This window comes from Streptomyces sp. NPDC127100 (assembly GCF_042724095.1).
GTDB lineage: Bacteria > Actinomycetota > Actinomycetes > Streptomycetales > Streptomycetaceae > Streptomyces.
On record NZ_JBHXFL010000018.1, the window covers coordinates 38,792 to 60,567 of the forward strand.

Sequence of the window (21,776 nt, forward strand, 5' to 3'; positions counted from 1 at the left end):
GCACGAGGACCATCGAAAGAGCTAGGGGCCCTGACAAAGGGGATGGGCGGTACGGCCGGGCGCGGGCGGTCAGCCGTTGAGCGGGAGGTCGTAGCGGGTCCACGGGGACCAGTTGCCGTCGTGGTCACGGTTGCGGCCCCAGTACTCCCCGGTCTCGTCGTAATAGAACACCCTGAAGGTCCAGGGGTCGCTGGTGTCGTAGTCGTAGGCGCGCGCCGTGCTCCAGGCCCTTCCGCCCATGGACATCCATCCCGACCAGTCCCCGTCGGAGTCGGTCCAGCGGGTCCACACCGCACGGTCGGTGCCGACGATGAACTCCTGCTTCGTACCGTTGGGGAGCTTGTGGCTGCTCACGCCGTACTCGCAGATGTAGACGCCGCCTCCGCGCGAGCAGTTGCTCGCCTCGGCCGGCGTGGCCACCACGGCGACACTCGCGACCGCAGCGGCCGCGATCACGGTCGCCTTGAACCTATGGATCGGCATGACTCTCTCCTTCCGCCGTTGAACGGTGCATCAACCGCTTCAAGCAATGACGCGGCATCGCGACAGACCGCAACCATCCACCTGCGGTGCGGCAGGCACAGTCGATCACGGTGGGCGGGTTCCGTCCCAGGCAGTTCCACCTGAAGAAGTACGGCTGGCGTTCTTCTGCTGGGCTTCGAATCCGGGGGTGCCCGCGGCGGGTGCGGGTGCGGGGGTTGGCGGTCAGGCGTCGGGGTCTACTTCGGGGTGCGTGAACCGCATGGGCTTGCCCAGCGACCGGGCGTAGGCGATTTCGGCTCGGGTGCTGTCTCCGATGTAGTCGCCGACTACGAGCACCTCATCAGCGAGCCGGATCTTCGCTCGGTGCAGATCGTCGAGCCGAACCTTCAGCGCCTCGGCCTCGACAGGATCGGACCAGAGTTCGTGCGGCGACTTCATGTCGCAACCCGGTTTGACGACGATCTTTCCGGCTTCGGTCTCCCGGACATCGGCCTCGGCCATCTCGGTCATGAAGCGGGTGGAACCGCAGATCACGACGATACGCGGGAGGCCCAGCCGCTTCTTCGCGTCGGCGAGTCTCTCCTCGGGGGTGAGCGGTTGCGGGTATGACACTGGGTTCCTCCTGGTGGTGTGCTCCAAGGGATGCCTGCGGAAACGAGAACGAGGGCGTCCAAGATCGTCTCATGGCGGACGACGTGGACACCCCTGAAATGATCAGTCAGCGGGACAGCCCCGACTCGCCCGCACGCAGGCCGGCCTGGAAGCGGGAGTTGGCCTCGAGCTTGGCCATCAGCTCGGCCACGCGCCGCCGGTAGGTGCGCAGCGAGACGCCGAGCCGCTGGGCCGCCGATTCGTCGGTGAGTCCCGAACCGAGGGCGTTGAGGATCAGGCGGCCGTCGGCATCGAGATGGGGGATGTCGCTGCGCAGGCAAGTGTCGAGATCGAGGGCGCTGTCCCAGATGGCTCGGAACAGGGAGTGGACGCCGTCGACCAGGATCGGTGACGTCGTCACGGTGTACTCGCGGCCGGTAGGGGTCTCGCGGCCGGCGAGGATCATCACTCGCCGGTCGATGAGGATGGTCTCGTGCGGAAGCTGGGAGCCGCTGATCCGTACGAGAGCGCCCTTGCTCTGCACGAGCCGCAGGTGCGCGCGGTCCTCCTCGTGGGCGAGCGCGACCGGGCTGAGCAGCTTACGAGAGGCGAAGTCCGAGGAATTCGCAGTACGCATCCGGTTTCGGATCGCGGCCCTGGCCTCCGGCTGCGACCAGGTCTTCAGGTCCCGGGCGGCGCAGAGGAACTCGCTTTGCGCGGAAGCGAAGAGATGACCGGCACGCGCGATCAACTCCGCGTCTCCTTGGACTGAGAACACCTGTTCGTTCCGCATACCGTCAGTCTGGCAGCAAGCTGCCACGAGCTCGTCGGGTATCGCGGCGGCGGACACCATGAGCCTTGTGACGATCAATACCTTCTCCCTCGGCGGAGACCTGACCATCAATCGGCTCGGCTTCGGCGCGATGCGCCTCGCGATGGGCACCTTCGACGGCCCGACGCGAGCTCCGGAGGGCGGCATCGCCGTGCTCCGGCGCGCTGTGGAACTGGGCGTGAATCACATCGACACGGCCGGCTTCTACGGCCGGGGAGCGGTGCGAGCCAACGAGCTGATCCGTACGGCACTGAGCCCCTACCGTGACGACCTGGTGATCGCGACGAAGGTCGGGCCGCTGCTCGGACCGGATGGTGTGCCGAGCGAGCAAGCGACGCCTGCTCAGCTGCGCGGCCTGGTCGAAGCGGACCTGCGCTCTCTCGGCCTGGACCGGCTCGACCTGGTCTATCTGCGCGTCGGCGGGATGAGCGGGCCGGGCGGTGAGTCGATCGCGGAACGCTTCGCGGCGTTGGCCGAACTCCGCGCGCAGGGGCTGATCCGGCACCTTGGCGTCAGTAACGTCGACGCCGCCCAGTTTGCCGAGGCCCGGGCGATCGCGCCCGTCGCGGCGGTGCAGAACCGACGCACCAGTGACATGGGGCTGCTGGCCGAGTGCGAGGAGGCGAGCATCGCGTACGTGCCGTACTTCCCGCTCGGCGGAGGCCTGCTCGACGCCGAACAGTTCGGCAAGGTCGCAGCACGCCTGGGCGCGACCAGCGCGCAGGCTGCGATCGCCTCGCTTCTGGCGACCTCGCCGTCGACGCTGGCGATTCCGGGCACCGGTTCTCTTGCTCACCTGGAGGAGAACCTCGCGGCGAGCGATCTCAGTCTCGGTGACGAGGACTTGTCTGAGCTGCGAGGCTAACTGATCCCTACGTCGTTCTGCGGGACGTGGTGAGCCCTTCGTATGGTTCACCCACCCAGGGGCGCCGAGTGTGGCTCTACCGGCATGACACATCCTCCCCGCGGAGCCTCCTCCGACTCCGACCTACGTGAGCGACCGTTCACGGATCGCACACAGGAGGGTAGAACGACACCTGTCACAAGATCCACGGGGTTTCGTTTGGATCAGGGGGTGTTGTGGTGGCGGTCGTTTGTGGGTGGCAGCCTCGGGCTATGAGCCCCTGGAACACCGCTAACTGATCGGTTCCAGACGACAGCTTGCCTGCTATGCCCGTAGACAGCTTGAGAGCCACGATCGAGCACCGGTTTCGGGCGCGCGCGGATCATGTTGCTCGCGGCCGCGGGCTGAGGTGTCCCACGCGGGACTCCATCCGGCCGCATCCCGCCCTCTCCCTCGAAGCGCGGGCGGAGGACGGGATGTGGTCAAACCAGCCGGCTCAGCCCCCGCAGCCACCGTAACCGAGGGCGGTCACCGCGTTGTCGTAGGCGAACAGAAGTTCCTGCTTCTCACCCGGCGGGATGGTGAACCAGTAGCCGTAGTAGTCGGCATCGGTCCAGATGCAGGCGAACTTGTCGCTGCGGTTCCACACCGAGCTGGCCCGATCGTTCCACGCCCAACCGATGTTGGGGATGTCCACCGGATCGAGCTGCAGGACGTCGCCGGTATTGTTGTGGCCGTCGAACAGGCAGACTTTGCCTTCCCAACAGCGGCTCACGGAACCATCTTTGGGGTCATCGGCCGATGCGGTTCCCGGAGCCGCCAGTACGGCGGTGGAGGCGAGTACTGCTCCTACTATCGCGGCTTTGGCTGTCAGTTTCATGAGTTCCCTTTTCGTTGTTGCCCGCGGAAACACGGTCCTGCTTGCCGCGTCCAACAGTTGCTTCCGTGGCGTTCTCGCGGCTTACCGGTCGTTTCGACATGACGTTCGAAGTGGTCGCAGGCAGATGATGCTGCAGGCGAGTACCGGGCTCGAGATGGAGGAAAAGATAGCCGCGTTGTCCACGATCGGGACATTGCTGTACTGCGCCGTGAAGGGCGTCGACGGGGTATTTTTGCCGAACCCGCCTCAGGTTACCGGGCATTCCACGGGGCCTCCGCAGATACGCACGTTGTACACGCGGGCGTGGAGACCCCAGTCGATGGTGTAGTCCTGCCACTTACGCAAGGTGCGCTCGGTGTAGTAGTCGTTCTCCTCGATGATGTAACTGAACGTAACAGTGTTGTTGCCCGAGTGAAAATGCCTGACGTCGTTGAAGGACACTCTCAAGCTGCCGGCGTTGGCGAAGCACAGGCGATTGCCGGTGCTCGTTTCCACCCATGCGAGGTCGTTCCGCTGGGGGAGAGTGGGGTCTCCGCAAGACGTCTCGTTGGCCGCGGAGGCGGAGGCCGCCGGCATCGCGAACGTCAAGCCGGCAGCGGCCACCGCTGCGACGAGAACCCTCTTGGCCACCTGCTTCATGGTTGTTTCCTTCTGTGATACAGGAGTGGAAATGATCATGCGAGCTTGTTGGATCTCTTCGCCATCGGTCTGGCGCGGGCGCTGCGACCAGGTGGAAGACTACGGAGAGCGCGGGTGGCGGTCGTCACCACGCAGAGCCAACTCGGACGTAGCTCCCGTGGGGGACAGGCCCCCGCTGGATCCGAATCCAGCAACGCATCGAGGACGGCAAGGACCGTCTCGCGATACCCGGAAGAGGTGCCGGCCGACCTCTCACAGCCCCGCCGACCAGCCTGCTCGCCGGCATCGAGAACCCGGCTACGCGACGAACTCGCTGTCCCGCGCTGCCCCTGTGTGTCGATGTCGGTTGACGAGTATCAGGGTGAAGCAGACGGCGGCGCAGGCCAGGGCTGCGTAAAGCAGGGGCGTGGTTCAGAACGCCACGTCGTTGGTGCTGTGGCCGCTGCTCCAGTGGCAGGTGAGGGACGGGGGGAAGTGGTGGACGGTCGCTGACGCAAGGCTGTAGTCACGCCCGCTGTCCACGTAGTCGCCACTGGCGGTCTTCGTTGCACAGAGGTCAAGGGGGTGCGTGTAGGCGAAACCGTAGAAGGTGCCCGCGCCATAGGCGGCGACAGCTGCTGCGCCTGCGATCGCAGCCAGACGGGCAGGGCGAGAGGGCTTCTTCCTGGCGACCCACCACGCGTACGGGAACACCCCGAAGACGATCAGGATCAGCGTGACCGCGGGCGGCCCGAAGAGCGCGAAGAATGCCATGCGCCTTGACGCTACTTCGCCCCGAGGAGCGCTGTCCCGGCGGCCTCTTCGGGTGCGGAGAGGGGGCGGTGCCCCTGCCCAGATCCCGACGCGCCCGAGGCGGTGAGTGCGGTCGATCATGCGTCGTGCCTGGCAGTGCGTGCGGAGTCGAGGTATGCAGCGCGCCCTCCTGCGGGCACTAGGCGATCGTCCGGAAGGCCACTCGGACGTGTCTAGTCGTGCCGGGCTGCTCCTCGCTCCACTTGCCTATCCAGGATGTAGGTTCTGGCCATGTCTGTTGACTGGCGGACGGATCGGATCGGGGCTGCGCTGAGAGGCGAGAACCCGACCGTGTTGCGACGGTTGACCTCGGGCTTCGCGGTGATCGGGGATGTGCAGTTCCTGCCGGGTTACTCGGTTCTGCTGGTGGACGACCCGGACGTGCAGCGACTGTCGGACCTGCCGAGGACGAAGCGACTGTCGTTCCTGTCTGACATGGACCAGCTCGGTGAAGCGGTCGAACGTGCCTGTCAGCGGCTGGACTCGGCCTTCCGGCGGGTCAACCTGGAGATCCTGGGGAACACGGACCCGTTTTTGCATGCCCATGTCTGGCCGCGGTTCGAATGGGAGCCGGCTGACGTAGTGGGTGCTCCGGTGTGGCTCTATCCGCGCGAGCGGTGGGGCGACGAGCGGTTCAGGCTCGGCCCGCAGCACGACGCGCTGCGGGAAGCGATCGGTAGCGAGCTGGACCGGCTGCGATCCGCGTAGGCATCCAGGCAGGTCCACGAACAGGCCGAACTTGCGCACGCAGCAGCGCCGCACGTCCGACGCCCACTCAGCCCGGGCCACACCACCCCGGCACTGGTGCCGACCCTCGGAACCCTCGGCGCCGGCCCCGCGGCAGCGTCGGCCCCCTCCGCTGCCGAGCCGGTCAGCGCCCTCGACCGCAGCGCCCGTCCCCTGAACGACCTGAACGCGCTCGGCCGCATGGTCGGTGACGCCCGCGTCGTGGGCCTGGGCGAGGCCAGCCACAGTGCCCACGAGTTCTTCACGCTCAAGCAGCGGCTCTTCCGGCATCTCGTCGCCACCAAGGGCTTCACCACCTTCGCCCTGGAGTCGAGTTGGAGCACCGGCCTGCGCCTGGACGCCTACGTCACCCGCGGCATCGGCGAGCCCGCGCAGATCATGCGGGACGAGTTCCAGGGCCAGTACGTCTTCTGGAACACCCAGGAGTACCTCGACCTGATCCAGTGGATGCGCCGATACAACATCACCCACCCCGACCGGCCGCAGCTGCGGTTCGTGGGCAACGACCTCGGCTACGCAGGACCCGACGCCTTCGACCACGTCACCGACTACCTCGCCGTGCACCGCCCCGACCTGGCCGGGCGCGTCGGGCACCTCTACGCGGGACTGAGGCCGGCGGCCGGGACACAGGCGGGACCGTGGATGGTCGCTCAACTGACCAAGGAACTGCCGGCACGCCGGGCCGAGGCCGACCGGGCCGACGCCGCCCTGGCACTGCTCCGTGACCGCGGCCGCCCCCGCACGGCCGGCCGCGACTCCGAGCGGGCGCACGCCTGGGCCCTGCAGAACGCCGCCGCCATCACCCAGAGCTTCACCGGCTACGCCTTCCCCGACGAGCAGTTCCCCGAGCGCATGCGCTTCCGCGACCGGGCCATGGCCGCCAACACCGCCTGGTGGCTGCGGCACGAGGGCGGCCGCATCCTGCTCGCCTCCAACAACGGCCACATCGCCTACACCAGCGACAACCCGGACGAGTTCCCGGAGCCCACCGGCGCCTTCCTGCGCGCCCGACTCGGTCCGGACTACGTCAACATCGGTCTGACCTTCAACCAGGGCACCGTCAACGCCCTGCCCGACTTCACCGCCCAGCGGCCCCGGCGGTACACCGTCACCCCGGCCCCGAAGGGCTACAACGAGCACACCCTCGACAAGCTCCGCCACCGCGACTTCAGCATCGACCTGCGTACCGCGCCCGCGGCAGCCCGCACCTGGCTCGCCGCAGCCCGCCCCACCCGCTCCTACGGCCTGTACTGGTCGGCCGACGACCCGGCGACCGCCCTCGGCCGCTCGTACGACATCCTCATCCACCTCCACCAGGTCGAAGCCGCCCACATCCTCCGGTGACTCGACAGGCGGGGGAGCCCGGCTCCGGAGGAGGTCACTGACGCGCGGCCCTGTTGCTCATGGGGCGGTTGCGGTGGGATCACGGTTCGGCCCGTCCGGACGACCGTGTCTTCACCGTGGCGGCGCCGTGTGATCGGATCGGCCCGTATCAGCAGGCAGCGGCTCGGGGAGGGCCGCGTAGGAGGGGAACACCGTAATGCCCGCCATCGCCCAAGAGACCACACAGCCGTGCCCGGAGTGCGGCACGGAGATCCGCGGCGACAGCCGGTTCACCGTCTGGTGTCCCGCCTGCGACTGGAACGTGGACCCCGGGGAGCCGCAGCCGGACACGGGACGGCTGGAGAGAGCCGAGCGCGCCCTGGCCCGACGGCATGGAGAGCAGTTGCTCGCCGAGATGCTGAACGGGCAGGAACCGCTCCCGCGACGTGACGTCTCGGCGGTGACGGCCACCGCGCTCGCCCTGACCGTGCACGGCGTCACCGTCGCGCTCGCCGTCGGTGGTGTCTGGAGCGTGGCGGCGGGCTGGGGCGGCGTCGGCATGGTGGCGGGGCTGGTCCTCCTGGCGCTGGCCTGGGCGCTCGCCCCGAGACCCCGCCGGCTGCCCGACGACCGGCCCGTGTTGTTCCGCGCCGACGCGCCCGAACTCTTCGCCCTGGTGGACGAGGTGGCGCGGGCGGTCGACACCCGGAGCGTGCACGCGATCGCCGTGGACGGGAGCATCAACGCCGCCGTCACGACGTACGGTGTGCGCGGCCGCCGGCTGCTGGTGCTGGGCATGCCGCTGTGGGGGGTCCTGACGCCCGAGGAGCGGATCGCGCTGCTCGGCCACGAACTGGCGCACTACGCCAACGGCGACACGCGCAACGGCCTGGTGGTGGGCACCGCGGTGCGGTCCCTGTCCCTGTGGCACCACATCCTCCAGCCGCTTCCGCACCCGTCCGGGCTCGAGGTGATCGTCAACGCCCTCTACGTGCTGCCCCGTCTGCTGATCGGGGGGCTGCTGGTGCTGCTCGTCCGGCTGACGTCACGGGCCGGGGTGCGGGCCGAGTACCTCGCCGACCGGCTGGCGGCCCGCACCGCGTCCAAGGACGCGGCGGTCGGCCTCATGGACCGCTTGCTCATCGCCGACTCGCTCAGCGGCCTGCTGCGCACCGAGGCCAACCGTGCCGCCCTCGGCGGGCCGAGGTCCACCCGGGAGGCCGCGGCCCGGGCCGACGAGCTGTGGGGACGGCTCACCGCGTTCGCGGCGTCCGTCCCGGAGCACGAGTACGAACGGCAGCGGCGCGTAGGAGCCCGGCGCGGGCACCAGGTCGACGCCACCCATCCTCCGACCCATCTGCGCCGCGCCTGCCTGCTCGCCGACCGGTCCGAGGCAGCCGCGGTGGTGCCGCAGGCCCGCCGGACCGAGCTGATCGGCACGGAACTCGCCGCGGCCCGCACCGAGGTGGCCCGGCGCCTGCTGCGCGGCAGCCTCGGCGACTGAGGCCCTCACGGGCCACTCCTGCCTCCGGTCGTCGACCCACGCGCGTCCCCCGGCGGCACGGCCGGCCCCCCGCGGCACACCGGTGCCGCGGGGGGCCGGACCCGTGTCCGTCTCCGGCGCGAGGGGCGCGGCCGGGGTCACGCGTCGACGACCGCCCTGCCGTACGGCACGAGCCGTACGGGGCCGACGAGCCCGTAGTTCTGCCGCTTGGCGAGCCCGAACACCGCTGCCCGGGCCACCCGCAAGCGATTGAGCAGGGTGGTGGCGACCTCCACCTCGATGGTGTTGGTGCCGCGCCGCAGGTACGGGCCGACGTCGACGACCGGTGTCAGCTGGTCGGCGGGCGGCAGGGCACGCCCGTTGACCGTGACCCGGTAGGTGTCGAACACCTCGCCCAGTTCCAGCCGGGCGCCGTGGCCACCGGTCCAGGCCGCCCCGAGCTTCACCGTGGTGCGGTAGCGGCCGATGCCCGAGGCGTCGGCCAGCTCCGGGATCTCGGGCCAGGGCTTGAGCCCGTCGAGCTCCACGGTGCGCCGGGTCCTGGTGGTGCCCGACGGGATGGTGCCCGACGCGGTGGCGCCCGGCGTCCAGTCCTCGGCGGTCAGCGTCCAGCGGGTGAGCGCCATCGGCTCGGCGACCTCCTCGATGGTCGCGCTGACGGCGGCCCCGCTCTGCAGGACGGTGGTGTAGGTGCCCGGACGTGTGTCGCGTATCTCCAGCCGGCCACCCGCGGCGCGACGGACCTCGGCCGCCTCGCTGGACGTCGCGTTCCAGCGGGGTGCGGGGCCGGGGATCCACTTGCCGGGCCGGGCCGTCGCGACGATCGTCGTGGCTCCCGGTTCCAGCGCGACGCGGAGCCGGATGCGCCCGTCGTCGAGCCGGGTGTACGTGGCGAGCGGTTCGACCGTGCCGGTCCAGGCGTCCAGGACGTAGGGGACGGCGTCCGGCCTGCGCGGGGTGAGCGTGACGTCGTGACTGATGGGTGTGCCGGTCGAACCCTTCTTGCTGACCGAGTCGTTGGCGAAGAAGTAGTAGTCGGCCTCGGTGTCGGCCCGGTGCGCGTGCAGCAGCATCGAGGACTGCGCGTACTCGACGTCGCGCCTCAGGCCGAGCGCGGCGATGGCCTGCGGTACGTCGGGGCGGTCGGGAACGTTGAACACGCTCGGCTGCGCCAGCAGTTCGCCGATCAGGCCAAGCAGACGCGCATTGTCGCCCTCCTTCGGCAGCCCGGGCACGTGCCCGTCCTTCCAGTCCCCGATGACGATGATCGGCAGACCCTTCCTGGCGTAGCCGACGAGCTTCTCGGCGACGTCCAGTTGCAGCGTGTGCTCGCGGCCGATCATGACGTCGCCGTCGACGAGGAGCGCCTTGAAGGCCGGGCCGTCGGGCGCGAGGCGGCCGTCGCGCACCACGGCTCCGGGCAGCGAGAGCAGGCGCGGGCTGAGGAAGAGGTGCGTCCAGCCGACCGGTACGCCCTCGCCGCTGAACCAGGACGCGCCGAGGCCCGAGCCGGCGTAGCCCTTCTGCCACAGCACGCCGACGTCGGCCCTGTTGACGCCGGTCTGCAGGACCTGCTGAACCCGGCCCAGGTACCCGGCGACGTCGGGCACGTGACGCCAGGTGGGCTGGCGCGGGCCCCACGCCTCGCCGTAGCCGGCGCCGCCGTTGTACGGGGAGAAGGCCGCGAAGCCGGGCCATGCCGCGCCCGGGGCGTCGGCGTACGCGAAGCCGTGGAAGACGGCCTGGTTCACGCCGGCCGCGTACTGGGTGACGAGCTTGCGGAGCGTGGCGTCCCAGGTGGTCGCGTAGGCGCCGCCCGCGGTGCCGCCCGCCTCGTTGGACAGCACCAGCCTGCCGCCCATGTCCCGGCCGCCGGCCAGGCAGCGGAAGTCGTCGAGGTTCTTGAACCCGAGCGACTCGCCCTCGGGCACGTCCAGCAGCGCGGCCTTGTACATCGCGTCGGTCTGGAGTCCGTACGGCTGGACGCGCAGTTGCAGCCCGAGGCCGTGCGCCCACTCCCGCACCGGGAGCAGGTGGTTCTCGACGTACAGCTCGGTGACCACTTCCATGTAGTCCCGGCGGACGGCCTTGTTGGTGGCGTCGTCGAACGAGAAGGCGTACTTCTCCTTCGTCTGGAGCAGGGCGGGAAGGTACGGAGTCAGCGAGTAGCCCATGCGGCGCTCGAACTCGGCCGGGATGCCGGGTGTCCACAGGGTCGCGTGCGTCTCGATCTCCAGGGAGTCCTCGAACAGCGCGCCCCCGGTCTCCCGCAGCAGCTTGCGCATGCGCGGGGTGAGGATGCGGCTCTCCCAGAAGTCGATGACGGCACGCGTCCCGGCCTCACCGAAGTGGTCGACGACATAACTGAGCGGGGCGGTGTGCGCGGGACCCTCGGGGCGCTGGCCGGAGCCGCGTTCGAAGCAGGCGACGACGAGCCAGGTCCCGTCGTCCGGCGCGGTCCACTCCAGCCGTCCGTCCTCGACGAGGGAGGTGAGATCGGTGACCGAGTCCTTCTCCAGCCGGGTGGGGAAAGCGGTGGGCGAGGTGCCCGCGACGACACGGGCGACCTGCACGGACCGCAGCGTGCGGGTCGTCGCGGCGGCGTCGGGGGCGGTCACCGGCTCGGGGAGCGCACCCGTGTAGGTGCTTCCTCCGGCGACGACGGCGACGCCGTGCGCCAGCTCCTTGATCGCCGACCTGCTGTCGGGCGTGATGCCGGGAACCGCTGCCGGCCAGGCCGGGCCGATGGTGAGGTCCACGACGATGCCGCGCTTCTTCGCCTGGCTCAGGGCCGTCTCGACCGCGTCCACCCAGGCGGGCGTCCCCCAGCCGAACCGGGACGGGTCGATCGGTTCGGAGAGGCTGTGGGTGACCGCCGCGATCTCCACGCCGCCGAAGCCCGCGTCGGCGATCTGGTCGATCTCCCGCCTGATCTCGTCCGCGTCGACCAGCGCGTCCGGCCACCACCAGCGGAACCTGGGACGTACCGGCGCCGCGGGGGAGGAGAACGAACGGGCGAACGCTCCGCCGGGTTTCGCCGTCGTGGCAGCCGCCGGCGTCGTCGGCGCTCCCGCCGCCGCGGCCGCGGCCGCCGGGGCGGCACCCGCGGAAAGGGCCGCCGCGGCTCCGGCCGCCGCCGTCATCTTGAGCAGAGCCCGTCGCCGCAGGCTGTCGTGCTCGAAGGAGTCTTCCTGCCCAGGTCTGTGTCTCATCGCGCCTCGTTTGAACGTTTTAATGGCCTGGCTGGAACATACGCAGCCCGATGTGCGGCCGCAAGGGGTCGGCGCGGACGGATCGTCGGGCGGGGCACCTGAGTCGCCAACAGGGCCATCTACCAGCAAGAGCCCCTCAAGGGCAGTCCGGTGACACGGCGTCGCGAGTCCGGGTGGGGCTGTCGGAACCCTTGACTCGCCACAAGGTCACGCCTACTTTGCCGTCGGCTGACAAAAACGTTTCAACGCACACTGCGGAGCCGGCTGCAGGGCGTCCCTCCCGCCGCCCCGTGCACGCATCGGCCCATCCCCGAACGGTCATCCCTCCCCGAAGGAGCCCGGCTTGTCCGTGCGACCCCATGTGCCCAGCCCTCCTGTGCCCAGCCCCACCCGACGCCGTGTCCTGACCGCCACGGCCGCCGCGGCCGCCACCACGGCGCTGCCCGCCACGACCGCCGAGGCATCCGCCGTCGGCCCGGGCACCGGTTCACCGGCCGGTACCCGGGCCGGCGCCGGGTCGGCCGTGGAGGCCGTCCGGCCGGCGCTGGACCCTTTCCCGCTGTCCGCGGTCCGGCTCCTGGAGAGCCCGTTCCTCGCCAACATGCGGCGCACCTGCGCCTACCTGCTGTACGTCGACCCGGACCGGCTGCTGCACACGTTCCGGCTGAACGCCGGATTGCCGTCGGCCGCCCTGCCGTGCGGCGGCTGGGAGGCCCCGGACGTCCTGCTGCGCGGTCACACCACCGGTCATCTGCTGTCCGCCCTCGCCCAGGCACACGCCAACACGGGTGACGACGCCTACGCGGCGAAGGCCCGCCACCTGGTGGCGGCCCTGGCCGAGTGCCAGGCCCACGCCCCCGCCGCCGGATACCGCCCGGGCTACCTCTCCGCCTTCCCGGAGAACGTCTTCGACCAGCTCGAGGCCGGAGGCAGGCCCTGGGCGCCCTACTACACGCTGCACAAGATCATGGCCGGACTCCTCGACCAGTACCGGCTCAGCGGCAACGAGCAGGCGATGACCGTGCTGACCGGCATGGCGGCCTGGGTGGACTCCCGCACGGCACCCCTGCCCCACGACCGCATGCAGTCCCTGCTCCGCGTCGAGTTCGGCGGGATGAACGAGGTGCTGACGAACCTGTACCTGGAGACCGGCGACCCCGCGCACCTGCGCACCGCGCTGCGCTTCGACCACGAGGAGCTGTACGGACCGCTGGCCGCGGGCCGGGACGAACTCGCGGGACGGCACGCCAACACCGAGATCCCCAAGATCGTGGGCGCGGCGCGCAGTTACCGGGCGACGGGGGAGCGGCGCTACCTGGATATCGCGACCCACTTCTGGGAGACGGTCGTCCGGCACCACTCGTACGCCATCGGCGGCAACTCCAACCAGGAGCTGTTCGGACCGCCCGGTGAGATCGTCAGCCGGCTCTCCGAGGACACCTGCGAGAACTGCAACAGCTACAACATGCTCAAGCTCGGCAGGCAGCTCTTCCTGCTCGACCCCACGACCACCGCGTACATGGACCACTACGAGTGGACCCTCTACAACCAGATGCTCGGCGAGCAGGACCCCGACTCCGAGCACGGTTTCGTCACCTACTACACGGGCCTGTGGGCCGGTTCGCGGCGTCTGCCCAAGGGCGGACTCGGCGCCGCGCCGGGCAGTTACAGCAGTGACTACGACAACTTCTCCTGCGACCACGGAACGGGCCTGGAGACCCACACCAAGTTCGCCGACAGCATCTACTTCCGCTCCGCCGGGCCGGACCCGGAGCTGTACGTGAACCTGTTCGTCCCCTCCGAGGTGACCTGGCGGGAGACCGGGGTGACGCTGCGTCAGGAGACCGGCCACCCGGAGACCGACCGCACCCGGCTCACCGTCACGGACGGAGACGCGCGTTTCACCCTCAGGATCCGTGTCCCCGCCTGGCTCGCCGCCGGCGGCGGCCGGGCCGCGGTGCGCCTCAACGGCCATGCGGTCGGGGCGCCCGCCCGCCCGGGCCGGTACGTCACGATCCGGCGGCGCTGGCGACGCGGCGACACGGTGGAACTGACCCTCCCGCGCGAGCCGGTGTGGCAGCCGGCCCCCGACAACCCGCAGGTCCGGACGCTGTCCTACGGCCCCGTCGTGCTCGCCGGCGCCTACGGAACGACGGCGCTCGCGACCATCCCCGACATCCGGCCCGGCTCCCTGCGGCCGGTGGCGGGCGTCCCGCTGGAGTTCACCGCCGTGGCCGACGGGCGGGAGGTCCCGTTGCGGCCGTTCTACAAGGTCCACCACCAGAACTACACCGTCTACTGGGCCGTCACCCCCCGCCTGGGCCGCGAACGCGACATCGCCCGCTACCGGCTCGACGAGGGCAGCGGCACCACGGCCGCCGACAGCACCGGCACCTTCCCCCGCGCGGTGCTGACCGGCGGCGCCGGCTGGACCACGGACGGCACCCGGACCGCGGTGCTCCTGGACGGGACGGACGGTCACGTCACGCTCCCCGAAGGGCTCCCCGCCGGACTGAGCGAACTGACGGTCGCCGTGCGCGTCCGCGTCGACACGCTCGCCAACTCGGCCCGCGTCTTCGACCTCGGTTACCACAAGGGCACCTACCTGTACCTCACACCCCGCACCGGCGCAGGCCGGGCACGCGCCGCGCTGAAGATCTCCGGCATGGAGGGCGAGGACGTGATCGACGCGCCGGGGCCCCTGCCGCGGGGCCGGTGGATCCACGTCGCCGTCACCCTGGCGGGCGGCACCGGGACCCTGTACGTCGACGGAGCCGAGGCCGGCCGCAACACCGCCATGGTCACCAGCCCGCTGCTGCTCGGCGCCAGCACGCGCAACTACCTGGGCCGTTCGCAGAACGCCACGCATCCGTACCTGCACGGCGCGGTCGCCGACTTCCGCCTGCGCAACCGTGCCCTGACGGCCGCCGAGGTGGCCGGACTCGCCGCCGGCTGACGACACCCCGGACGCACCCCGCACCCCGCACCCCGACCCACGCCCACCCGTGCCGGGCGGCACCGGACACCCCAAGGGCCCGGTGCCGCCCGGCACGGACCCGCCCGACCCGACGCCCCCACCCGAACGATGGAGTTCCCGTGTCCGAATCCGACCTGTCCAGACGCCGGTTCGTCGTGGCCGCCGGAGCGGCAGGAGCCGCCTTCGCCACCGGCCTGCCCGGCACCGCCGACGCCGCGCAGGCCGCCCGGCCGGCGGCCGCCGGGGCCGCCCGCACGGCCGGCTACGCCCCCGACGACTTCGCCGACCCGCGCCGGGACAGCCGGCCGACGGTCTACTGGTACTGGAACGGCCCCGTCACCCCCGAACTGGTCGAGACCCAGATGGCCGACCTCCGTGACAAGGGCATGTTCGAGGTCGTCCTCTTCCCCTTCGACAACGCCGAGATGCGGCCGGTGTTCTTCACCGAGGAGTGGTTCGCGATCGTCGGCCACGTCCTGAAGGTCGCCGAACGCACCGGCATGCGGGTCTGGCTGTTCAACGACGACCACTTCCCGAGCGGCCGGGCCGGCGAGTACATCGTCACGGGCGGCACCGTCGGCTCCCGCACCTACGCCCCCCGGCCGGACCTGCGGCTCAAGGCACTGTGGCGGTCCACCACCGTCGTCGAGGGGCCCGCCACCGCCGACCTCACCGCCACCACCGGCGTGGGCGTCGACACCGGCCGCCTGGTCGCCGACGCCGACGTCCTCGGCGGAGCCGCCGTACTGAGCGCGGGCGCGGGCTGGACCGACTGCACCGTCACCGGCAGCGCCAAGGCCGAACACGGCGCCGCCGGGCTCGTCGTCCGCGCCTCGGCCACCGGAACCGACGGCTACGCCGTGGAGTTCGACCAGACCGGCGTCGTCACCGTCCTGCGCCTGGCCGACGGCACGGCACCGCAGGAGCTCGCGCGCAGCAGCCGTACCGACGGCTTCAACAAGACCAAGTTCCACACCCTCGTCGTCACCGTCCGCGGCGACGGCCTCACCGTCACCCTCGACGGCAAGGACAAGGGCACCGTCACCGATGCCGCCCGCACCACCGGCAGCGTGGGCGTGCGGGCCGTCGACGGGCAGCGCGCCCTGTGGGAGAGTCTGACCGTCACTGCCGCCGACGGCACCACCCTGTACGAGCAGGCCTTCGACGACCCGGCCGCCGCCGGCGGCTTCCCGGCCCGGCCGCGGCCCGCGGGCACCGCGGCACCCGTCGCCGCGGTCGCCCGCCCCGTCGGTGCCGGCGGCACCGACCGCCTCGTCGAACTGACCGAGGACCTCCGGGCCGGACGGCCCTGGAAGGTCCCCGCCGGCCGCTGGCAGATCGACGTCTTCGGCGGCAGCCCCCTGATCGACGACAGCCAGGGCTACAGCCGCAGCTACGTCGACCTGCTCGACGACGAACCCGTCGACCTGTTCCTCGACATGGTCCCGGGGGAGTACCACCGCCGCTTCGGCCGCTACTTCGGCAACGTCGTGCCGGGCTTCTGGGACGACGAGCCCTACTTCGCCTCCGCCGAGGCCCACTTCAAGCGCCTGCCCTGGTCGCCGACGCTGCAGGACGCGCTGCACGCCGTCGGCGTCGAGCCGGGCACGGCGTACGCCTCGGCCTTCGACGACCTCGGCCGCGACGGCCGCATCGCCCGCGGACGGTACTGGCAGGCCGTCTCCGACCGGTTCGCCGTGTACTTCGAGAAGCAGTCCCGCTGGTACGAGAAGAGGAACGTCGCCCTCGTCACCAACCCGCTGTACGACGAGACGTCGCCGTCCAAGCGCATCGCCTCCACGGGCGACCTGCACAAGGTCCACCAGTGGGCGCAGGTCCCCGGCGGCGACATCATCACCGCCGAGTACGTGGCCGGCGAACCGACCATGATCCCGCGCAACCCGGTCGGCGTCGCCCACCAGATGGGCCGCGAACGCGTCCTGCTGGAGGCCTTCGGCAACATGGGCTGGCAGGTCGCCCCCGACTTCGCCCGCGCCCTCGTCGGCGCCAACGCCGCCCGCGGCATCAACCTCACCGTGCTCCACGCACTGTGGACCGACGAGACCCGGGTGTACTTCCCCCCGCCCTTCGGACCGCGCGCCCCCTGGTGGTGGGCCATGGAGCCGCTCGCCGACTGGATCGGCCGCGTGATGGAGGTCGCCCGCGGCACCTCGGCGGCACGGACCGCGCTGATCCAGCCGCAGCGGGCGGCCGAGCAGTGGCGCGGCACCGACCGGCAGGGCACCGTCGACAGCGCCCTGAGCGACACCGCGTACGCCCTGGAGGCCGCCCAGGTCGACTTCGACCTCGTCCACGAGGGAGCACTGAGCGGCGACCGGGGGCTCCTCGCCCACGCCACCGCCCGCGGCGGCCGGCTCACCGTCGGCGCGGCCCGCTACGACCTGGCCGTCCTGCCGCCGACCCCGACGCTCGACGCCGCCGCGGTGAGGACGCTCACCGACTTCGTGCGCGGCGGCGGCACCGTCGTCGCCGTCGGCGACCTGCCCGGGGACGAGGCGAACGGCGGCGACCGCGGCCTCGAACGCGCGCTGTCCGGGCTGTTCGGCGAGCGGATGCCCGGCAGCCGTCGCACCGGCGCCGGGACGGCCGTCCGCGTCGCCGACGTGGCCGGCCTTCGCGAGGCCACGCACGCGGCCGGCGTCGCCGCCGCGGTGCTCGAACCGCCCGCCGAGGCGGTCCGCGTCCTGCGCACCATCCGCGGCAAGGACATCGCCTTCCTCGTCAACAACGAGAGCGGACGGACCGTCGAGACGGTCGCCGCACTGCCGGCCACGGGCGTCCCGGAGCTGTGGGACCCCGCCACCGGCACCGCGCGTCCCGCACCCGTGTACCGCCGCGACCGGGGCAGGGACGGCCTCCGGGTCCCGCTGCGCCTGCGCCCCTACGAGACGCTCGCGATCGTCGTCCGCGCCTCCACCCGGCCCGGCGCCCACCTCACCGACGCGACCCTTCCGGTGGAGGACGTCACCGCGCGGAAGAACACACTGCACGTCACCGCCGTCGCCGAGGCACCCGGCAGCCACCCGCTGGCGGGCACCGACGACCGGCACACCTACCGCGGCAGCGCCGAGGTCACCGACCCGCTGCACGCCGTGGACCTGGGCGGCGACTGGACGCTGACACTCGACAAGGACGGCGCCACGCCCGTCACCCGGCCCCTGGACAGTTGGACCGACCTCGACCCCCTGTTCTCCGGCAGCGGCACCTACACCACCACCGTCGACCTGGACCGGCACACCCTCGACGGGCGCGGCTTCCGCCTCGACCTGGGCACGGTCCGGGAAGTCGCCGCCGTGACCGTCAACGGGACCGCACTGCCGCCGCTGCTGTGGAGCCCCTACACCGCCGACGTCACCGACGTCCTGCGGGCCGGCCGCAACACGATCACCGTCCGCGTCTCCAACACCCTCTCCAACGAACGCAAGAAGCCGCTGCCGTCGGGTCTGCTCGGGCCCGTGACCCTGCGGCCGTACCGCCGCGTCACGGCCGCCCTGCACCGTGTCTGACCCGGCCGCGTCCGCCCCGCCCCCGCACACCCGCAAGGAGCACCCCATGCGCAGAGCGCTCACCCGGCGCGCCCACCGGCGCCCCGCCCTCCTGGTCGCCTCCGGCCTCACCGCACTCGTCACCGTGCTGCCCACGGCCGTCCACGCCGACGCCGGGCCCCCCGCCCGCGTCACGCCCGTCCAGCTGCGCACCCAGCACCTGACGCAGGCCCTCGGCATCGACGACACCACGCCCTATCTGAGCTGGAACATCACCAGTCGGGCCGCGGGCGTCGTGCAGTCCGCCTACCGGGTCCAGGCGGCCACCTCACTGAGCCGACTGAAGCAGGGCAGACCCGACCTGTGGGACTCCGGCAGAGTCCGCTCCGGCGTCCCGCAGACCACCTACGACGGCAAGCGGCTCGGCTCCCGCAGCCGCGTCTACTGGAGGGTCATGCTCTGGTCCGGCGACTCCGGCCGCGACTCGGGATGGAGCGAGCCCGCCGTGTTCGAGACGGGCCTGACCGAGCGGCAGGACTGGGACGCGGACTGGATCACGCACCCGGACTGGCGGCTGAGCGAGCGCACCGTCGAGCCCGTCGTCGTCGACCTGCCGCGCACCACGGCCCGCTACGTCCGCCTCGACGTCACCCGGCTCGGCCTGCCCCTCGCCGACGACTTCCCCGCCGAGTCCTGGCGCCTCCAGCTCGGCGAGATCGACCTGCGCGACTCCGTCACCGGGACCACCGGCCTCGCCAAGGGCGCCGCCGTGACCGCGTCGGAGACCGACACCCTCCGCAAGACCTGGGAACCCGCCCTCGCCGTGGACGGCCTGCCCAACAGCGCCCTGCAGACGGCCGCCGGATACTCCAGCCCGCCCCACACCGGCCCCGACGTCTCCGACGCGCCGATCGTGCTCACCCTCGACCTCAGGTCGGCCAGGACCTTCGACCGGATCGCCCTGTACCCGCGCGCCGACGTCCTCACCGACGACGGCCGCGTGCCGAACTTCCCCGTCGACTACACCGTCTCCACCGGTGACGCGGCCACCGGCCCCTTCACCCCGGCCGCCCGGGTCGGCGGACAGCGGCCGCCCACGCCGTACCTCCCCGCCGGAATGCCGCTGTTCACCAAGGACTTCGCCCTGCCGAAGAGCGTGCGCAGCGCCCGGCTGTACGTGTCCGGCCTCGGCATCCACGACGCGAGCATCAACGGCGAGCCGGTCGGCGACGCCGTCCTCGAACCCGCCAACACGGACTACGCCGAACGCGTCCAGTACGCCACCTACGACGTCACCGACCGGCTGCGCCCCGGCCGCAACACCATCGGCGTCGAGCTGGGCAACGGCATGGCCAACGTCGTCAGCACCGCCGATCGGTACCGCAAGCTGTACGGCAACCTCAGCGACCCGAAGCTCGTCGCCCAGCTGGAGATCACCCTCGCCGACGGCACCGTGCGCCGCATCGCCAGCGGCGGCGACTGGCGCACCACCCTAGGCGCGACCACCTCCACCAACTGGTACGGCGGCGAGGACTACGACGCCCGCCGCGCGATCCCGGACTGGAACAAGCCCGGCCAGGACCGCGGCGCCTGGAAGGCGGCGGCCACCGTGTCCGGACCCGGCACGGCCGCGCGCCCCGCCGCCCTCAGCGCCCGGGAGACCGAACCCGTCCGCGTGATCGAGACGCTCACCGGCAAGGAGGTCGAGGGAGCCGCCGAGGGCAGCCGCGTCTTCGACGTGGGCCGCAACATCGCCGGCTGGCCGGAGATCACCGTCACCGCCCCGGCCGGCACCGACATCCGCATCCTGCCCGCGGAGAGCCTCAAGGACGGCCACGCCTTCCAGTCCATCAGCAACGTCGGCGGCCCCCTGTGGGACACCTACACCACCCGCGGCGGCCGCTCCGAGACCTGGCACCCCCGGTTCGGCTACCACGGCTTCCGGTACCTGGAGCTCAAGGGGCTGCCGGAGAACGCGACCGTCACCGTGCGCGGCAAGGTCCTGCACACCGACAACGCCTCCTCGGGCGACTTCACCAGCTCGAACGAGCTCGTCAACGGCATCCACTCGATCATCCGCCGGTCGATCGAGGGCAACATGATGAGCGTCCTCACCGACTGCCCGAGCCGCGAGAAGCTCGGCTGGCTCGAACAGAACCAGCTGCTCTTCCCCGTCCTCACCGGCAACTACGACATGGAGGCGTACTTCCGCAAGCTGGTGCGCGACATGTCCGACGCCCAGACCGAGGACGGGCTGATCCCGAGCACCGTCCCCGAGTACACGAACCTGCCGGGCGGCTACCGCAACGACGCCAACTGGGGCGGCGCCTTCGTCCTCGTGCCCTGGCAGCTCTACACCACCTACGGCGACCGGGACACGCTCGGCACCTACTACCCGCAGATGAAGCGGTACGTGTCGTTCCTGGAGCAGCAGGTCAAGGACGGCATCCTCGACTACGGCCTCGGCGACTGGTTCACCCCCGACAGGACGTTCCCGCGCGCCGTGGCCGGCACCTACGGCTACTGGCGGGTCGTCGACGCCATGAGCCGGATCGCCGCCGTCCTCGGCGACGAGGACGGCGCGGTCTCCTACCGTGCCGAGGCCGACGCCAGTGCCGAGGCCCTGACCGCCAAGTACTACGACCGGGCGACCGGCACCTTCGGTGGCGGGGGCCACGGCGCGGAAGCCCTCGCCCTGGACATGGGCGCCGTCCCGGACGGCGAACGCGAGCGGCTGCTCGGCCACTTCGTCCGCAGCGTCGAGGAGGCCGGCCACCACCTGGTGCTGGGCGAGATCTCGCTGCCGGCCGCCTTCCGCGTCCTCTCCGCGGCCGGCCGTGACGACGTCGTCCACGAGATCGCCACGCAGACCACCAGCCCCAGCTACGGCTACCAGGTCCTCGCGGGCAACACCACGCTCGGCGAGTCCTGGGACGGGGGCCCCGGCCAGTCGCAGAACCACTTCATGCTCGGCGCCATCGACGCCTGGTTCACCGACCGGGTGGCCGGCATCGAACAGGCCCCCGGTTCGATCGGCTACCGCAAGCTGCTGATCGATCCGGCCGTCGTCGGCGATCTCACCTCCGCGTCGGGCTCCTACCGCACCCCGTACGGCACCGTGAGCACCGACTGGAAGCGCGACGGCGACCAGTACCGGCTGCGGCTGAGCGTGCCCGCCGGCAGTACTGCCGAGGTCCACGTGCCGTCCACCGGGGGACGTGTCGCCGCCCCGGCCGGAGCGAAGCCGCTGCGGACGGAGGGGAGCGAGGCCGTCTACGAGGTCGGCTCGGGCGACTGGACCTTCACGTCGCACTACGCGGCCGACGCCTCCTGAACCACCGGCGGCGGGGGGGGTCGCCCCACCGCCCCCCGCCGCGGGCCGCGGGCGGGGTACGCGTGGAGCGGGTACTGGAAAAAAAACAACAACCCCCAACAAAACAAAAACA

14 protein-coding genes are annotated in these 21,776 nt (G+C 71.2%); 7 read left to right on the forward strand and 7 right to left on the reverse strand.

Annotated elements, in window-relative coordinates:
- Positions 1-69: 69 nt before the first annotated feature.
- The 3 genes from ACFWJB_RS18495 to ACFWJB_RS18505 form a co-directional block, all read right to left on the reverse strand.
- The gene (locus tag ACFWJB_RS18495) at positions 70-483 is read right to left on the reverse strand and encodes a hypothetical protein (protein ID WP_385462576.1); all 414 of its coding nucleotides are present in this window, start codon (positions 481-483) and stop codon (positions 70-72) included.
- A gap of 222 nt (positions 484-705) precedes the next feature.
- On the reverse strand, positions 706-1,095 hold the full coding sequence (locus tag ACFWJB_RS18500; protein ID WP_386923352.1) for a hypothetical protein: 390 nt from the start codon (positions 1,093-1,095) through the stop codon (positions 706-708).
- Between the two features lie 106 nt (positions 1,096-1,201).
- Positions 1,202-1,867, reverse strand: coding sequence for a DNA-binding response regulator (locus ACFWJB_RS18505; RefSeq protein WP_386923354.1), 666 nt, complete (start codon positions 1,865-1,867; stop codon positions 1,202-1,204).
- A 67-nt stretch (positions 1,868-1,934) separates the two neighbouring features.
- Between ACFWJB_RS18505 and ACFWJB_RS18510 the strand changes: the two genes are divergently transcribed.
- Complete coding sequence (locus ACFWJB_RS18510; RefSeq protein WP_386923356.1) at positions 1,935-2,771, forward strand: oxidoreductase; 837 nt, start codon at positions 1,935-1,937, stop codon at positions 2,769-2,771.
- A 475-nt stretch (positions 2,772-3,246) separates the two neighbouring features.
- Here ACFWJB_RS18510 and ACFWJB_RS18515 read toward each other — a convergent pair whose 3' ends face one another.
- The 3 genes from ACFWJB_RS18515 to ACFWJB_RS18525 form a co-directional block, all read right to left on the reverse strand.
- Positions 3,247-3,630, reverse strand: a complete 384-nt coding sequence (locus ACFWJB_RS18515; RefSeq protein WP_386923358.1) for a peptidase inhibitor family I36 protein — start codon at positions 3,628-3,630, stop codon at positions 3,247-3,249.
- A 246-nt stretch (positions 3,631-3,876) separates the two neighbouring features.
- Positions 3,877-4,269 (reverse strand): beta/gamma crystallin domain-containing protein, encoded by a 393-nt coding sequence (locus ACFWJB_RS18520; RefSeq protein WP_385462587.1) that lies wholly within the window; start codon positions 4,267-4,269, stop codon positions 3,877-3,879.
- A gap of 411 nt (positions 4,270-4,680) precedes the next feature.
- Positions 4,681-5,022, reverse strand: coding sequence for a hypothetical protein (locus ACFWJB_RS18525; RefSeq protein ID WP_386923360.1), 342 nt, complete (start codon positions 5,020-5,022; stop codon positions 4,681-4,683).
- Positions 5,023-5,292: 270 nt separating this feature from the next.
- On the opposite strand from ACFWJB_RS18525, the gene ACFWJB_RS18530 reads away from it, so the two are divergent.
- The 3 genes from ACFWJB_RS18530 (at position 5,293) to ACFWJB_RS18540 (ending at position 8,635) form a co-directional block, all read left to right on the forward strand.
- Entirely contained in the window at positions 5,293-5,769 is a 477-nt protein-coding gene (locus tag ACFWJB_RS18530) for a diadenosine tetraphosphate hydrolase (RefSeq protein WP_386923362.1), read from the forward strand.
- 96 nt (positions 5,770-5,865) lie between these two features.
- Positions 5,866-7,152 carry an erythromycin esterase family protein gene (locus ACFWJB_RS18535; RefSeq protein WP_386923364.1) on the forward strand — a complete coding sequence of 429 codons (1,287 nt, stop codon included), beginning with the start codon at positions 5,866-5,868 and terminating at the stop codon, positions 7,150-7,152.
- Between the two features lie 196 nt (positions 7,153-7,348).
- Entirely contained in the window at positions 7,349-8,635 is a 1,287-nt protein-coding gene (locus ACFWJB_RS18540) for a M48 family metalloprotease (RefSeq protein ID WP_386923366.1), read from the forward strand.
- Positions 8,636-8,772: 137 nt separating this feature from the next.
- Here the strand turns inward: ACFWJB_RS18540 and ACFWJB_RS18545 are convergent, their stop codons facing one another.
- Positions 8,773-11,847 (reverse strand): glycosyl hydrolase, encoded by a 3,075-nt coding sequence (locus ACFWJB_RS18545; protein WP_385462599.1) that lies wholly within the window; start codon positions 11,845-11,847, stop codon positions 8,773-8,775.
- A 349-nt stretch (positions 11,848-12,196) separates the two neighbouring features.
- Here ACFWJB_RS18545 and ACFWJB_RS18550 point away from each other — a divergent pair, with 349 nt between their 5' ends.
- The 3 genes from ACFWJB_RS18550 to ACFWJB_RS18560 all read left to right on the forward strand — a co-directional run bounded on the left by ACFWJB_RS18550 (position 12,197) and on the right by ACFWJB_RS18560 (position 21,664).
- Complete coding sequence (locus tag ACFWJB_RS18550) at positions 12,197-14,803, forward strand: beta-L-arabinofuranosidase domain-containing protein (RefSeq protein ID WP_386923446.1); 2,607 nt, start codon at positions 12,197-12,199, stop codon at positions 14,801-14,803.
- Between the two features lie 140 nt (positions 14,804-14,943).
- Positions 14,944-18,351, forward strand: a complete 3,408-nt coding sequence (locus ACFWJB_RS18555) for a glycosylhydrolase-like jelly roll fold domain-containing protein (RefSeq protein WP_386923368.1) — start codon at positions 14,944-14,946, stop codon at positions 18,349-18,351.
- Positions 18,352-18,397: 46 nt separating this feature from the next.
- Positions 18,398-21,664 carry a family 78 glycoside hydrolase catalytic domain gene (locus ACFWJB_RS18560; protein ID WP_386923370.1) on the forward strand — a complete coding sequence of 1,089 codons (3,267 nt, stop codon included), beginning with the start codon at positions 18,398-18,400 and terminating at the stop codon, positions 21,662-21,664.
- The last annotated feature ends 112 nt before the right edge of the window (positions 21,665-21,776 follow it).

Excerpts from the sequence above, each read along its gene's own strand:
- ACFWJB_RS18540 (WP_386923366.1), top strand. The coding sequence starts at position 7,349 with ATGCCCGCCATCGCCCAAGAGACCACACAGCCGTGCCCGGAGTGCGGC.
- ACFWJB_RS18505 (WP_386923354.1), bottom strand. The coding sequence starts at position 1,867 with ATGCGGAACGAACAGGTGTTCTCAGTCCAAGGAGACGCGGAGTTGATC.
- ACFWJB_RS18545 (WP_385462599.1), bottom strand. The coding sequence starts at position 11,847 with ATGAGACACAGACCTGGGCAGGAAGACTCCTTCGAGCACGACAGCCTG.
- ACFWJB_RS18560 (WP_386923370.1), top strand. The coding sequence starts at position 18,398 with ATGCGCAGAGCGCTCACCCGGCGCGCCCACCGGCGCCCCGCCCTCCTG.
- ACFWJB_RS18495 (WP_385462576.1), bottom strand. The coding sequence starts at position 483 with ATGCCGATCCATAGGTTCAAGGCGACCGTGATCGCGGCCGCTGCGGTC.
- ACFWJB_RS18525 (WP_386923360.1), bottom strand. The coding sequence starts at position 5,022 with ATGGCATTCTTCGCGCTCTTCGGGCCGCCCGCGGTCACGCTGATCCTG.
- ACFWJB_RS18515 (WP_386923358.1), bottom strand. The coding sequence starts at position 3,630 with ATGAAACTGACAGCCAAAGCCGCGATAGTAGGAGCAGTACTCGCCTCC.
- ACFWJB_RS18520 (WP_385462587.1), bottom strand. The coding sequence starts at position 4,269 with ATGAAGCAGGTGGCCAAGAGGGTTCTCGTCGCAGCGGTGGCCGCTGCC.
- ACFWJB_RS18530 (WP_386923362.1), top strand. The coding sequence starts at position 5,293 with ATGTCTGTTGACTGGCGGACGGATCGGATCGGGGCTGCGCTGAGAGGC.